We start from the raw sequence: 14,810 nt of genomic DNA, 5'->3' as shown, positions 1-14,810 counted from the left end.
GTATGATGTTAAGGCTATGTCCTGCGCCTGTAGGTAGACGCTGCGGTGGGTTAATTTCATTGGTTTGACGATCAATTCCTTAGGCAGGACGACTTGCGTATGCCATCCATATTCATTTATTTTGGAATAAATCAACATATTTATGAAACATTTTGTACTGAGTATCGCCGTGGTAATCGGCGCTTTCTTTGCTGGATGTCAATCCGCAAGTCCCGACAAATTCTTTGAACAGGTCGTATTGAACACGAACTATGTGGCTGATTTTGATCCGTCGAATTTTGGTAAACGTTTGGTAGACGAAACCGTGGAGTACCCGAATAGCCCGGCAACGGCAAAAAAAGGCGATGAAGCACAGCAGATCGTGCAGATCAAAATCCAGTCTGTCGAGAAAGCTTTGGAGAAAATCAAGGCGTTAAGCACGTCGGACGGGGATGCGAAGGCGCTCCAAGAGGAATCGATCAAATTGTTCGAAACGGTGCTGCCTATCTACAAAAATGAGTATATGGCTTTTGCCAAGCTTTGTGACAGCAAAGGGACAGATGAAGAAAAGACGGCTTTGCTGCAAAAGATTGAACAAGAGCATATGCCGAAAGTAAACGGCATATTTGACGAGGTTTATACACGGGGTAAACAGTATGCGGACAAGCACCAACTGAACGTAAAGTGGGGCAATTAACATGGAAAAAGAAACCAGGTTATTTCGTAACCCGTCGAAAACGCGGAAATTAATAGCCACTTCGGGTGTGATCTGTTTGCTCCTGTTGGGTTGTTTTTTATACGGTGTTGGAATTTTTGATGGGGTGTTGAAAATCAAGCTTGCCGTGGGCTCAGGTGCGGTATTTGTGCTGATGTTTGTATGGCTTCTGAAGAGTATGGTGGATCTCCGGGATACCTCGCCGCGGATTGTCCTGACGGAAACGACGTTCTCCGGCAAGACGACGCCATTGTCCAAGGCCTTCGGCGAAGGTTCCTGGGACGATGTGCGGCACATACAGATGCAGAAAGTGGGGGGTGACATACTCGTAGTTGTTTCTTTAGGGAATACGCAAAAGTATGCAGGCCGGCTTTCCAAGATGTTCTGGAAGATGGCATATCATGAACAGGAGCAGCTGTTGCATGTGATGTACAGTGCATCGGAAATAGACAGGGACGCGCAAAGCCTGTACGCGCTTTTTACCGCGTACTGGGAAGCTTCAAAACAACCCCCGGGGTCTAGCACGTAACGCGTTGACGTGGCGTACAGCAGAAAGGGCTGTTTATCGCATCCGAGAGGGAAACGATAAACAGCCCTTTCTGTTTTTGGTAGATTTGAAAATATACCGGTAGAATTCGAAAAAAGCGCGGAAGCTGTGGTGTACTTTGTTATTTTTGCGGAAAACTAAGCCGCGTGAAAATATTCCTTTTAAACTGCTTTTTCGTACTATGTGTCTATCCGGTCATCGCCCAACATCGTGAACTATCGGGAATCGTGAAAGACAGCCTGACCCGTGTCCCTATAGCCTACGCAAGCGTCGGCCTTGTTGATTCGGGCAACCATGTCGTGGATGGTATGATGACCGATTCTGTAGGGGGCTTTCGATTTACGGCTATGCAGAAAGGTACATATCGGTTGTTGGTAAAATCCATTGGCTATAAGCAAAAGTGGATCCTTGTTGATCTTCGGGAGTACGGCCGGACAGGGCAAAACGATATCCTGCTGGTTCCGGCGAACCGGGAGCTGGAATCCGTGGAGGTGACAGCGGACGGCAGGCAGCAACGGCATGCGGGTGATCGACAGGTGTACAGGGCCGACCAATATAAAAACGCCGTGGGTGGAACGGCTTTGGATATCGTTAAGAATCTGCCAGCGGCGTCGGTAGACGCTAACGGGGCGATCAGCATGCGCGGGAACTCGGGGATTATGGTGTTAATTAACGGAAAACCGTCGTTTTTGGATGCGGCAACGTTGCTGACGCAGATTGCCGCAAACGATGTGATGGAAGTGGAATACATCACCAATCCTTCGGCACAATTTGATCCGGATGGAAAGGGGGGGATGATTAACCTGAAGACGCGAAAACGAAGCATGGACGGTTTGGCATGGACATTGAATCTGCAGGGTGGACTGCCCAGCATCGACGATTACTCGAATGCCAAACGGCAGCAACGCTACGGCGGTGACGTGGCTTTTCAGTACGTAAAAGATAAGCTGGAATTGAATGCTTCCGCCAACTTCCTTCGTAATGATAATGCTGGCTTTCGAGTGGGAGACGTACATACGGTGATCGGCGACCGCCAAACGTTCTTCCCTTCAGCAGGGGAAAGAAGCTTTGACAAATATTCTTATGGTGTACGCGTGAATGCAGGGTATGCGACGCACGAGAAGCACGAATGGAATATCGGGTTATTGGCTTCGAGACGTTATCAGGATCGTATCGCAGATATCTACTATCAAAACCGGACCATACAACCGTCGACCGGGCGGGAGCTGTCTGCTGTGGATTACTTCAATCCGAACCTGCAAAACAAACAGGGTGAATTTTATTTAGCGGATTTTTCCTATCGTTATAAGATGAACAAAACACATGCCTTGCAGTTCGGAGCGATCTACGAATATGCGCATATTTATGGCTCGACAAATAACCGAAATGTGGAACGGGGCGATACGGTCCAATGGACGCAAAACACCTACGAGAATCCGCTACAGGGGTTCCGTTTGTCCCTACAGCATACGTGGAAGCTGAAGAATATGGAACTGCAAAGTGGTTATCAGCTGCGCCACGATCGGCAGCGGGGCGATTTTCAATATGCCGAATCGACGAAGGGGCAACAGCAGGTGATCGTACCCGAATTTACGGGGAAACTGCGCGCGAGCAATTTGGTGCATGCGCTGTTTAGCCAGTACAATCAGACCATTCACAACCTGCAGGTCGCTGTCGGCCTCCGGTACGAATATTACCAACGTGATGTGCTTTTGGTAAACGATGGCCAGAAATTTCCATATGCAATTCATCAGTTATATCCCTCCTTGAGCCTCATGAAGCCGCTGGGAAGGGGTTGGGACTGGAAATTCGCCGCGGCCAGACGCGTACAGCGGAATAATAATTTTGAGTTGAACCCTATTCCTGAACGGGAGCACTCTGAAACCTTAGAGCAGGGAGATCCGGAACTGCTTCCAGAATTTATAACGAACGTGGAGACCGGTATCGTTAAAAAGCTTCCGTCTGGTAGTGTATTTTTTAATGCCTACTATCAGCATAGCAGAAATCCAATACAACGCGTGAATTCCGTATATGCGGATACGATCTTGCACCGCGTTTTTACCAATGCTGATTTTGCGGAACGCTGGGGGATGGAAGTGGGGGGCAATCTCAAGATCGGATCCTGGCTTCAGATACAGTTGGGCGCGAATGTATATGATTATACGGTATCGGGGCAAGTGCTCAGCTATTCCGGCAATAGGAGAAATAACCAGTGGGTGTATTCGATTAATTCGGGTATTCAAACTAACTGGCCAAAAGCGTGGAGTATGGGGGTACAACTCAATTATCTTTCCGATAGACCAACTGTTCAGGGAATCGATTCGCGTTTTGTGACGCCGCATTTGAACTTGAGTAAGTCGTTTTACAATGGTGCGCTAACGGCCCAACTTCAGTGGCAATATATGGAACTGGGAAAATGGGGCGTCAATGAACAGCGTATTACGACCTTTGCCGACGATTTTTATACCACGACCAACTACATTTATGAAAAAAATGTGCTGTTGCTGAACCTGAACCTGAACTTGCAAAAGATAAAGAATGTACTAAAGCTACCCAAAAGCGAATTCGGAGAAAAGGAATTCTAAGTTAAAGCTTACGAAACGCACTTGGGGTGAGTCCGGTATACCGTTTGAAATATTTAGAAAAATTGGACTCGTCGGAAAAATGCAGGGCTTGTGCAACTTCTGCCACTGTTTTGTGGGTGTAGTAGAGCAACCGCTTGGCTTCATGGATCAGCCGCTCGGCCAGGACTTCTGACGCAGTGAGCCCAACGCTCTTCTTACATGCGATGCTTAAATTCTGCTGGCTGGTATGGAGGAGCTGTGCGTAATGCCCGACGTGGTTTACGAGCTGTTGCTCATCCAAGAGCGCGCAGAATTGCGCATACAAGGTGTGGCTGGTGTGTAGCTGTTTGATGCTGTGGCTCTTTTTCTCTAATGCCTTGGCGAGAAATGCCTTAAAAAGCCCTTCTATACATAATGGATTTTCTTCGTGCGTTAACAAGACGGACAGGGCCTGTAAATACTCCCCGGACGGGAGCGGAATATGGCTGTAACGGCTGACTTCCTCTACGAGTTTTCGGATGTCCCGATCTAGACTCTCCTCTACAAAAGGTTTCTTGACCAGGATCACATAGCCTGATACCGGAGCCGTTAAGGTCCAATGATGAACCTGCTCTTTTTTGATGATGAGCAGGCAGGGTGGGACAACGGCCGTTTCCCGTCCGTCAATGACGTGGGTGCCTGAAGTGGCGGTCAGAAACACCAGCTCCAAATATCCATTGTGCTTATGCGGCGAGGTTACGGACTTACGTGGATCAAATGGCGCAATCTTGAAAAGCGCTTTGCTGTCGAATTTGTCGTTTATGCGAATCTCCTTTTGTGTTGGTATCTCCATGCACTACGAAAATACAAAGATTTTCACAGTTCCGCCCGCGCAATTCGTAGAATGCCTGTCTAAAAAATCATACAAACATGGGACGATCACCGCGCATATTTTTCTGGACGATGTCTTCCGGTTGAGGCCGATGTGCTGAAATTGTCTCCTGAATGGCTTTTCTGCCTTAAAATAGGTATCGCCCCGACACATACGTAGGTGTATCAATCTTTACCGCACCGTATTTTTTTGGACGGTGAACAAAACACCTGATTTTAAAAAAAAATATCGGGCGGTTTTTGGTACATGAGGAATGGATAGTGCGGTTAACGTTGGAATAGCCTTTTAATTCAAGAGTCAGGAAAATACCCAGACGGCTAAGTAATTCGCGCAGTGCCTTCCAAGTGCTCTTTAGGGACTAAAATATAGGCACTACTTGCATCGTTTTTGTAAGAAAGAACGTACATCGACAACATTAAACATCAAAACTATGGAAAGCAGAGAATTAAACTTGGAACTTGCGAAGAATCAACAGATTTTAAAAAACATTGCTTTTAAATTTACAAAGGATCCGGAAGAGATTGAAGAACTTGTTCAGGAGGCGCTTGTACGATCGGTCAAGTACATCGATAAGTTTTTTAACAATCCTAAACTCGTTGCTTGGCTGTATGTGATCATGAAGAATGTGTATATTAACAACTATCGGCGCAGCCAGAAGCAATACCGGTTCGAAGATCACCAAAAGGCCAGCTACCAAGTGGATGGATGTTCAGAACCAGCCGTGGATAATCGTGCCGAAGGGCGCTTTGTCATGAATGACATTCAGTCGGCAATGAAGAAGCTACCAAAAGATTATTACGATCTTTTCATGCGTTTTATGGATGGTTACAAATACCGTGAACTGGCGGAGGAATTTAATATGCCGGAGGGTACGATAAAAACACGCATCCACTACACGCGTAAATTCTTACAAAAACAATTGGCTGTATACAGCAACAAACATAAAGGCTGGGCTGCGTAATGCAGCCCTTTGGCTTTGTTGTCACTGTATACGTTTCAGTGTACGTTGACGAATCAAGATATCAGTCTGCTGGAAAACCTGTTCTAATTTTCTTTTTAACTCCTGCCAATATCGGATGCATTCCTCGGTGGTCATCACCTCATAAATAATCAGGTCGTCGCCTTCACGTACATGGGAAGGGTTTTCCCATATCCCTTTGACGGGGGTTCGTTGGTAAATGGTTAAGCCGCCAAAGCGGGTGATTAACTCGTCCCGTAGGTCGCTGAAGTGCGTCCTGGGGAAGGGCTGTCTATCTGGTGCCTGAAGGGGAATGAATAATTCATAGAGAAAATTTTGAGACGCTTCTACGACATACTGTTGATGGAGCTGTTTCGCCATGGACGATTCCAGCACATGGACGAGTTTCACCTGTTTCTCTTCAAGTGCTAAATACTGTTGGAAGAAGGCGATGAGCTGGGCAAGGAGGCCGTCGGGTAAGTCACTAACGGAGTGTATATGTTTGTAGGCCGCGGAAGCTACCGGTACAGCTATAAATCGATCATTGCGCATAGTGGGTGCTGTATGGGGCTCGGGCGATTGCTCCATAACCAACGCGCCGACAATGCGCACGTCTACTGCGCATCCAGGAAAGGTTGAACACTCCGACAGCAGCAGAACATCGACAGGATCTCCGTCGTCGGCATGGGTATTCGGAAAGTAGCCGAAATCAAAGGGGAAGTGCATGCCCTGCGGCAACATCTTGACAAGTCGCAATGTCTGATGTGCCCGATCGTACTGATATTTTTGGTTACTCCGGGCTGGGGTTTCTACAATCGTTTGATAGATTTCCATGTATAGGTGTCCGATTTATTTAGAAGATAACGGCGCTTGCGGAATTTGGTTTCGCGTCGATTGCGTTCCGCACGGGAAATGTAGGAAAAAGGTGATTTACGTCACACTGTTGGGGCGTTGGGCGCTATTCTATTATTTTAGCGAAAAAGAACGGATGAAAGCGGAATTTACCTACAACGATGAGGCCTCGGCCTTTCTTTTTCTTCGAAACCACGTGCGGGATATCTATGGGGAGTGCGGCGGCGTATCTGTGCAATATGACGCGCAGCAGGATCTGTTGTGGGTGGTCAAATATTTTTTTGAAAGCAATCCAAAACACGAAGCGTGTGTTTTCGTCCGTTATTTTGGTTCGACAATGGACGCCACAGGAACCCGTCATTACGGCCTACTTGATGAACGGTCTCTGTACGCCGATACGGCGGACCTGAAGCAATAGCTGATGAGGAGGTACGTCGATTTAGGAAACAGCATAGGATATAAGGACTCAGACTACGCGTAGCGGATCGTCGCCTTGCCGGTCCCGGATCACGAACCGATATCGGGGCGATCCTATTTTCAGACCGGATGGTGCTTGCTCTTGCAATTAAATTTCCGCACATCGTTTTTATTGAACTAGTTCAATGAATTTTTTGGCAATCGGCCGTAATTTAGCTTAAAATTAGAACGACATGGAAAATAGGGTAACAGGTTTGCATCATATTACCGCGATTGCAAGCTCGGCAAAAAGAAATCTGGATTTTTATACGGGCGTACTTGGTTTACGTCTGGTAAAAAAGACGGTCAATTTTGATGATCCGGGTACGTATCACTTTTATTACGGCAATGAAGTGGGGGAACCGGGTACGATTTTGACCTTCTTTCCGTGGGAAGGTATCGGAAAAGGTCGATCTGGGGCTGGAATGGCAACCCATATTGGGTATGCTGTTCCGCAGGGAAGTCTGGCTTTTTGGAAGGAGCACCTGCAAGGGGCGGGGGTATCGACCGAAGAGGGCGAACTTTTTGGAGAACAAATGCTTTCATTTACCGATCCAGATGGCTTAAATTTACAGGTGATAGAGGCCAAGACGGTAGATAACCGAGCACCTTGGACGATATCAACAATCGGCCATGAGGTGGCGTTAAGGGGATTTCATCACGTGGCATTGACGGTGAAACAGGCGGACGCTACGACGAGGGTACTGACGGATATTTTGGGCTATCGGGTTGAGCAGCAGAATGGTCGGCGGATACGGTTGGTAACGAACGCGATCGGTACGGCGAATTTGGTCGACTTGATCGAGGATCCGGCAGCAAAAAATGGATATAATGCGGCTGGTACCAATCATCATATTGCTTTCCGCGTCCACGACGATCAGGTATTAATGGAATATCGGGAAAAGGTATTGGCTGCAGGACTGCAAATCACGCCTAAAATCGACCGGGATTATTTTTATTCGTTATATTTTAGGGAGCCAGGAGGAGTATTATTCGAGATTGCAACGGACAACCCTGGGTTTATGCGGGATGAGTCCAAAGCCCAGCTGGGCAGCCAATTGAAATTGCCTAAGCAATATGAAGGTATACGCGCAGACATCGAAAAGGCTCTACCGCCCTTGTCTTTCTGATCGGACGGAAGGTGGTTGTCCTGCAAGAAAGGCCAAGGGCCTGTGTTGATTGGGAGTGGCCATATGGAAACGGCCAGGACAAATAATTTAGTGCACTATCCTTAAGCAAGGATAGACGAATAGATAAGACATGAAGCAAAATGAAACATACATTTGACCTCTTAAAAACGGGAGAAGAGTTAAATAAGGCCACGAAAGCACTTGTGATGGTGCACGGCCGTGGAGGTAGCGCCGTGGATATTGTCCGCTTGGCTCCGCACCTCTCGGTGGATGGTTACGCGGTACTCGCACCTCAAGCGACAAATAACAGTTGGTATCCGCACTCGTTTATGGTGCCGACGATTCAAAACGAGCCTTGGTTGACCGCTGCGTTGCAGGTAATGGAACAAACTGTGCAGCAGATTTTGGATGCGGGGATAGATACGGAACATATTTATTTTTTTGGCTTCTCGCAAGGCGCTTGTTTAACACTGGAATTTTTAGCCCGAAATGCCCGGAAATACGGTGGAGCAGCAGCGATTATCGGTGGTTTGATCGGTGAGACGATCCAACAGGAACGGTACCATGGGGATTTTGGACAGATGCCTATCCTGTTAGCAACAAGCCATCCTGATTTTCATGTTCCACAAATGCGGGTGCACGAATCGGCCGAGATTTTGCGCGGACTACATGCGGACGTGACTGAAAAGATATACGAGCATGCGGGGCATACGATCTTGCAGGAAGAAATTGATCTGGCAAACCGACTTATTTTTAGATGATATGCAATTGAACTTTTTGATCATTGGAAAACACCAGGAAATATTGGATACGCTGAAACGACTCATCGAAAACAATGGATGGCAGGCGTTGGTCCTGTCGGAGGAAACCCAGCTGGCGGAGGTATTGCAGCATAATCGGGTTGATGTTATCCTGTTGAGTGCAGGACTGCCGGAACAGACAGAAGTAGACATCAAGGCCTATGCGTTATCAGTAAATAGCGAAATCCGGGTGATCCAGCACTACGGCGGAGGCAGCGGTTTACTTAAAAATGAAATATACGCGCACTTCCCAGAATGTATTAATCCGTAGCTATATGTTTGACAATATTGTGCATAATGTGTCCAAGTGTATCACACTGACTGCAGACGAGACCCGGCTGTTTACCGATCTCCTGCAACATCGCATGGTTCCGAAAAAGACGGTGCTGCTACGCGCAGGGGAGATCTGCCAATTTGAAGGCTACATTGAAAAAGGCTGTGTACGGATATACTACCTGGACGAAAACGGCTTTGAAGTGACCTTGACCTTTGCAGTGGAAGATTGGTGGATCAGTGATATCGCATCTTTTCACGATCAGACCCCCTCGGTACTGTATATGGAGACGCTGGAAGATTGTGAGATTTTTATGCTGTCGCCACAAACCAAAGATCATTTGCTCGAACGGGTGCCATCGTTCGAACGGGTATTCCGCATGTTGGTGCAACGTCGTCTGTCTACGTTGCAGAACCGGCTCATTAACACCATTTCTAAACCGGCCGCAGAACGTTATCTTGAATTTGTAGACAGGTATCCAACGATAGCACAACGGGTGGCGCAGTACTATATTGCCTCGTATTTAGGCGTATCACCGGAATTTGTCAGTACGATCCGAAAGCGACTCAGCAGGAAGGATAAAAATACATAAGTGGTGCGGTTCCTGGAACGGGTTTTCAACACGTGCCTTGGCCGCCCTTTCCATTGATTTATCGGGGCACAACCTGTACGCTTGTAGTAGCGTGCTTTGTCGACAGTTGCTGGCACGGGTTTTTAACACGTGCCTTTTGCTTTATCGGGGTCTATGGCAACCTACTTCTGGAGTTTGTCCAAGTTAGCATGCACGGTATTTTCTTAAACTAGTTCAATGTGCAGGAATGTTGTGTGCGCTACTTTTGTATCAAATCAACATCACGATGGACAGAAAAGACTTCTTGAAAAAAGGGTTGCTCGGAACAGGGATGTTCACTGCGGCAGCGTCGCGAGCAAATACGATGAAAAATGAGATCGATGAGATTGAGCCCTTGGAGCCCATGGATTATCCACATACGCAGGATCCACTTCTGAACTTGGCCGATCATTCGGTGCTTCATCCAGCGGATTCGCGAGGAAAAGCAGATCACGGTTGGCTACTTAGCCGCCATACGTTCAGTTTTGGAAATTATCATAACCCAGAACGTATGCATTTCGGCGTGCTGCGGGTACTGAACGACGATCAGGTGGACGGGGGCAAAGGATTCGGCCGGCATCCGCATGACAACATGGAAATTATCAGTATACCGTTGGAAGGAGACCTAAAACACGAGGACAGTATGGGGAATGTGGCGGTCATTCGCAAGGGAGATATTCAAGTGATGAGTGCCGGTACGGGAATTATGCATGCGGAATTTAATAAACATGCCGATCGCCCTGTGAAATTTTTACAAATCTGGGTATACCCCAATAAACGCAACGTGGCGCCACGCTATGATCAGCGGACCATCGATGTGGAAAAGAAGCACAATACATTTCAGCAAATTTTATCGCCCGATCCGTCGGATGAAGGTGTTTGGATACATCAGGATGCGTGGTTCCATCTCGGGACCTTCGACGCTGGTATGGAGGTCGTGTATACGACGAAGAAGCCGGGTAATGGTCTATATTTATTTCTGATCCGCGGAGAAGTAAGCGTCGAAGGCCAGCATCTCGGCGAGCGAGATGGATTCGGTGTATGGGAGATCACAGAGCTGCCTATAAAAACCTTACAGTCGGAGACGGAAATCTTAATCATGGATGTTCCCATGACCTTACCATAATGTACACCATAAAAAGAATATAACCATGGCAAAATCAATTTGGGTCATCGACCCCACACATTCGGAAATCGGTTTCAAGGTGAAACATATGATGTTTACCAACGTTTCTGGCAAATTTAACAGGTTTCAGGCGACCGTGGAAATGGAAGACGATCAGTTCGAAAGCGCGCACATTTCGTTCGGAGCCGACGTAAATTCCATCGACAGTAACCATGTCGATCGAGACAACCATCTGCGAAGTGCAGATTTCTTTGATGTGGAACGTTTTCCAAAGATTGGATTTATCAGTACAGCGATCGACAAGGTGAACGAGGGACAGTTCCGGGTGACTGGGGAACTGACCATTAAGGATACGACACGTCCGGTTACGTTGGATGTCGAGTACAGCGGTTTGCTAAAAGATCCGTGGGGAAACACGAAGATAGGCGTTTCTATCGCAGGAAAGATCAATAGAAGGGATTTCGGACTAACCTGGAATGCGGCGTTGGAAACGGGGGGTGTACTGGTTGGCGAAGATATCAAACTGATTGCAGAAGCACAATTTGTGAAGCAATAATAGTGTCAATATGTAATTTATACAATCTGTATGAATAGCTGATAAACAGTTTTTTATACCGTAATAAAAGGCATGCATTCGGAAGAACGTATGCCTTTTTGTTCGGGCGAATAAAATAGGTGTCTATTATTTATTTGGATTTATTCCAAATAAATAAATATCTTTACAAGCAGAGATGTAGGCCTTTCGCTAACGAACAGGTGGATCAAATTAGAAAAGAACAAACAGCGCACATATGGCAACAGTTAAATCCGCTAAACGATGGTTTTGGTGGCACAAATGGACAAGTCTCCTGTGTACGGTATTCTTGTTGCTCTTGTGTGTAACGGGGCTGCCTTTAGTCTTTCATGAGGAAATTGAACATTGGACGGAACATCACGGGCATGGAGAAGCAGCTTCTCCACAGGATCGGGCCTCACTGGACAAGATCCTTACCGAGGCTAAGGTAGCCGAGCCAAATAAGGTAACGCGGTTCATCTTCTGGGATGATGCCCATCCAGATGCGGTGTTTTTGAGTTTATCGGATTCACTGATGGCTCCGGCAGACAATTATACGATCGTAGAAATGGACGCTCACAGCGGACAGGTGGCTCAGCACCACGATGACCAGGAAGGGTTTATGTATGTGATGCTGCGTCTGCATACGGATTTATTTGCGGGGTTGGGCGGTAAATTGTTCCTCGGCTTGATGGGGATCTTGTTTGTGATATCGATTGTAACTGGTGTCGTGCTCTACGGTCCGATAATGAAAAAGTTTGACTTCGGAATGATTCGCACCGGCAAATCGCGTAGGCTGAAATGGTTGGATATGCATAATTTGCTGGGCATTGTGGCGCTGTTTTGGACGCTGGTTGTTGGCCTGACGGGAACAATTTTGGCCACATCCGATATCGTGGTCGGTCTCTGGCAACAGGGACAGCTGGCTGAGATGACCGCCCCCTACCAGCATGCTGCCCCCTTGCATCCAGACTCGCTGGCATCATTGGACCAAGCTGCGAGAGTTGCCATGGCTGCGGCTCCCGATATGCAGTTGCGAACGGTAGCCATGCCGGGAACGATGTTTTCCAGCAAACATCATTATGCGATATTCATGAACGGAAATACGCCATTGACGGCGAAGTTATTGAAACCTGCGCTTATCGACGCCAAAACGGGCGAGCTCACGGATATGCGCGATATGCCCTGGTACGTCAATACCTTGTTTCTTTCGCAACCCTTACATTTTGGAGATTATGGGGGACTGCCGCTAAAAATTATTTGGGCACTCCTTGATGCAATAACAATCGCTATTTTAATAACTGGTCTGTATCTATGGATAGCCCGCCTGAAAGCAACGAGAGCACAGCTGGCGTGGCTGGATGGAAATTGGACCGATATGCCGGCTTCAACGATATAACAATGAAGAACACACAAAACGCTTTTCGGCGCTTGTGGGGCATCCCTCTCTTGATGGGGATACTCACGATCATTGGTTTGCTTTCGGCACTGTTAGGCGACGGTTTCTGGGATATGTTGTCTTGGTGTCTGTTAGGAAGCGTGGTGGTGCTGGTTATCTTTTATATCGCCCGAGCAGAAAGCAAGCGTATCTGATCGGGAATGCCCGCTACGTTGTTATCGCCGATTCGCGAAACGAATGACCCTCGCCAACCGGGGACGGTTATACCGTTGTAGCATGATCGGATATAGGTTGAGAACGATATTAAGCGAAAACAACCAAACAGCCGCTTGTATCCCATGGACGAAAGCCACAAAGAGTGTAAAACCCAAAACAACGAAGAAGATGAGCAGATGTCCTAGTTCATCCTGTTTGGTGCGATAGTATAGGTAATTTAAGGACGGGATTGTTTTATTGACGGGTTTCGATTTTTTGTTGAGTTTCTCCCATCCGGTCCACCGCAGTAATTTTCTGTAGCCATTAATTCCGAATGAGGTATAGACGTCCCCATGGCGTTCCCAACGTTGTTCATTAAAGTACGGAGATTGTAGGGGATGGGCCAACGTATCTGTAAACAGCAGTATCCCGGCCATCAGCATAAAATTGAGGCTGAACGCGAAGGAGAAGCTTTGCAACGGCAAGTAATACGAAAGGGCGTAGATGCAAATACCCGTAAGAGCCACAATGGCAACTAATATAAGGACTTTCTTCATGGTTATGGTTTGTCGACGTTAAATATACGAAATGTCAAGAATGGTTGGATGTGCTTGTTTACCGTTTGTACGTTTATTATGGGGAATCGCCTTTAAAAAACAGGACGGAGTGTTGTGGATTGGTCATGCTTCGGGTAGCGTATGTTCTTTTTTACCGGATGCCCTGAACACTTTGCCCATACGTTTGTTCTACCTGTAGAAGGTTTGTGGTCAAAGTAGGAGAAAAGCTCTTGTAAACAAACATGAAAATGACGAGCTGTACGCCGTATGCCATCCAAGGAGATTCATCCGCTTTTGATCGATTGTCTAATCCATAAGACAGGCAACCTATGGTCGAATACTTAAGGAGAGGAAGCGATGAAAACGATACTTATTTTAACAGATTTTTCGGAAACGGCGCTGCATGCGGCTACATATGCAGCCGATTTGGGCAAACAGATAGGCGCGGAGCGCCTGATAATTTATCATTCCTACGGCCAGGTACCGGTCGCAACGGACATTCCCGTGCCCGAGACCGACAGTTCGTATTTGCTGGAATTTAGTCTTCGCGGATTAGAAGAAGTGGAACGTGCGCTGCGAAAACGCCTAGATCCCTCTGTCGAGGTGATCACGTTAGCCGATGAGTTACCCGTGGATGTTGGCATGAAACAACTGATCGAACAATGGGCCGTCGGGCTCGTCGTTGTCGGGCAGACCGGAAAGACAGGGTGGGAAAAATTCTGGATCGGTAGCCACACCGCACGTTTGATTGCTACATGCCCAGTAAATTTGTTGATTATACCTAAAGGGTCAGTATTCCTGTCGATTGATAATGTATTGTTTGCTTGTGAATTAAATAGTATTGATCGTACGGTTCCTACCGGTGAGGTCGATTGGTGGCTACGGAGCCTAGGTGCCCGACTGCTGGTGCTGAACGTGGCGACAGGTGGCAGCGCATTGGATCCGGATACGATTCCCGAACAATATAAACTGCATGAGCTACTGGATGTTTTTTCGCCGCAATATCATTATATTCAAGAGGAAGACGTGGTAGACGGAATTTCTAAATTTGCTGTTGACCACCACGTTGGCTTAGTAATGGCGGTACCTAAGAACCACAACTGGCTAGAACGGGTATTTCGACGAAGTGTGAGCAAAAATCTGTCTGAACGGACCTGGGTCCCGTTGCTACTCCTGCACGCACCTTCGGTCTAGATAGCATGCGGCCATTTTTTTTATTTTACT

General features: G+C 47.2%; 17 protein-coding genes. 14 read left to right on the top strand and 3 right to left on the bottom strand.

The genetic code is table 11. The features are described from left to right. Positions 1-142 precede the first annotated feature (142 nt). The 3 genes from ACFSR5_RS05990 (at position 143) to ACFSR5_RS05980 (ending at position 3,826) form a co-directional block, all read left to right on the top strand. Positions 143-676 (top strand): hypothetical protein, encoded by a 534-nt coding sequence (locus ACFSR5_RS05990; RefSeq protein WP_380901717.1) that lies wholly within the window; start codon positions 143-145, stop codon positions 674-676. 1 nt (position 677) lies between these two features. Further along, on the top strand, positions 678-1,223 hold the full coding sequence (locus tag ACFSR5_RS05985) for a hypothetical protein (RefSeq protein ID WP_380901715.1): 546 nt from the start codon (positions 678-680) through the stop codon (positions 1,221-1,223). A 164-nt stretch (positions 1,224-1,387) separates the two neighbouring features. Beyond that, positions 1,388-3,826, top strand: coding sequence for a TonB-dependent receptor (locus tag ACFSR5_RS05980; protein WP_380901713.1), 2,439 nt, complete (start codon positions 1,388-1,390; stop codon positions 3,824-3,826). Between the two features lies 1 nt (position 3,827). Here ACFSR5_RS05980 and ACFSR5_RS05975 read toward each other — a convergent pair whose 3' ends face one another. Further along, positions 3,828-4,637 (bottom strand): AraC family transcriptional regulator, encoded by an 810-nt coding sequence (locus ACFSR5_RS05975; protein ID WP_380901711.1) that lies wholly within the window; start codon positions 4,635-4,637, stop codon positions 3,828-3,830. A gap of 469 nt (positions 4,638-5,106) precedes the next feature. Between ACFSR5_RS05975 and ACFSR5_RS05970 the strand changes: the two genes are divergently transcribed. Continuing rightward, positions 5,107-5,637, top strand: a complete 531-nt coding sequence (locus tag ACFSR5_RS05970; protein WP_380901709.1) for an RNA polymerase sigma factor — start codon at positions 5,107-5,109, stop codon at positions 5,635-5,637. Between the two features lie 21 nt (positions 5,638-5,658). Here the strand turns inward: ACFSR5_RS05970 and ACFSR5_RS05965 are convergent, their stop codons facing one another. Next, entirely contained in the window at positions 5,659-6,468 is an 810-nt protein-coding gene (locus ACFSR5_RS05965; RefSeq protein ID WP_380901707.1) for an inorganic diphosphatase, read from the bottom strand. Positions 6,469-6,559: 91 nt separating this feature from the next. Here ACFSR5_RS05965 and ACFSR5_RS05960 point away from each other — a divergent pair, with 91 nt between their 5' ends. From ACFSR5_RS05960 to ACFSR5_RS05920, 9 genes are all read left to right on the top strand, one after another. Continuing rightward, positions 6,560-6,904 (top strand): hypothetical protein, encoded by a 345-nt coding sequence (locus tag ACFSR5_RS05960; protein WP_380901705.1) that lies wholly within the window; start codon positions 6,560-6,562, stop codon positions 6,902-6,904. A gap of 232 nt (positions 6,905-7,136) precedes the next feature. Then, positions 7,137-8,072 carry a ring-cleaving dioxygenase gene (locus ACFSR5_RS05955; protein ID WP_380901703.1) on the top strand — a complete coding sequence of 312 codons (936 nt, stop codon included), beginning with the start codon at positions 7,137-7,139 and terminating at the stop codon, positions 8,070-8,072. A 140-nt stretch (positions 8,073-8,212) separates the two neighbouring features. Then, positions 8,213-8,833, top strand: a complete 621-nt coding sequence (locus ACFSR5_RS05950; protein WP_380901701.1) for an alpha/beta hydrolase — start codon at positions 8,213-8,215, stop codon at positions 8,831-8,833. 1 nt (position 8,834) lies between these two features. Beyond that, positions 8,835-9,143, top strand: coding sequence for a hypothetical protein (locus ACFSR5_RS05945; RefSeq protein ID WP_380901699.1), 309 nt, complete (start codon positions 8,835-8,837; stop codon positions 9,141-9,143). Between the two features lie 4 nt (positions 9,144-9,147). Then, the gene (locus ACFSR5_RS05940) at positions 9,148-9,738 is read left to right on the top strand and encodes a Crp/Fnr family transcriptional regulator (RefSeq protein ID WP_380901697.1); all 591 of its coding nucleotides are present in this window, start codon (positions 9,148-9,150) and stop codon (positions 9,736-9,738) included. 265 nt (positions 9,739-10,003) lie between these two features. Next, complete coding sequence (locus ACFSR5_RS05935; RefSeq protein WP_380901695.1) at positions 10,004-10,882, top strand: pirin family protein; 879 nt, start codon at positions 10,004-10,006, stop codon at positions 10,880-10,882. Between the two features lie 25 nt (positions 10,883-10,907). Then, entirely contained in the window at positions 10,908-11,438 is a 531-nt protein-coding gene (locus ACFSR5_RS05930; RefSeq protein WP_380901693.1) for a YceI family protein, read from the top strand. 235 nt (positions 11,439-11,673) lie between these two features. After that, on the top strand, positions 11,674-12,834 hold the full coding sequence (locus ACFSR5_RS05925; protein WP_380901691.1) for a PepSY-associated TM helix domain-containing protein: 1,161 nt from the start codon (positions 11,674-11,676) through the stop codon (positions 12,832-12,834). Positions 12,835-12,836: 2 nt separating this feature from the next. Then, positions 12,837-13,028: a hypothetical protein gene (locus ACFSR5_RS05920; RefSeq protein ID WP_380901689.1), complete on the top strand. Its 192-nt coding sequence runs from the start codon at positions 12,837-12,839 to the stop codon at positions 13,026-13,028. Between the two features lie 21 nt (positions 13,029-13,049). Here ACFSR5_RS05920 and ACFSR5_RS05915 read toward each other — a convergent pair whose 3' ends face one another. Next, on the bottom strand, positions 13,050-13,586 hold the full coding sequence (locus tag ACFSR5_RS05915; protein ID WP_380901687.1) for a glycosyl-4,4'-diaponeurosporenoate acyltransferase CrtO family protein: 537 nt from the start codon (positions 13,584-13,586) through the stop codon (positions 13,050-13,052). A gap of 357 nt (positions 13,587-13,943) precedes the next feature. Between ACFSR5_RS05915 and ACFSR5_RS05910 the strand changes: the two genes are divergently transcribed. Further along, positions 13,944-14,780, top strand: a complete 837-nt coding sequence (locus ACFSR5_RS05910) for a universal stress protein (RefSeq protein ID WP_380901685.1) — start codon at positions 13,944-13,946, stop codon at positions 14,778-14,780. Positions 14,781-14,810 lie beyond the last annotated feature (30 nt).

The organism is Sphingobacterium suaedae (genome assembly GCF_042684625.1).
Lineage (GTDB): Bacteria > Bacteroidota > Bacteroidia > Sphingobacteriales > Sphingobacteriaceae > Sphingobacterium > Sphingobacterium suaedae.
This window is presented reverse-complemented; position numbering and strand designations above follow the sequence as displayed.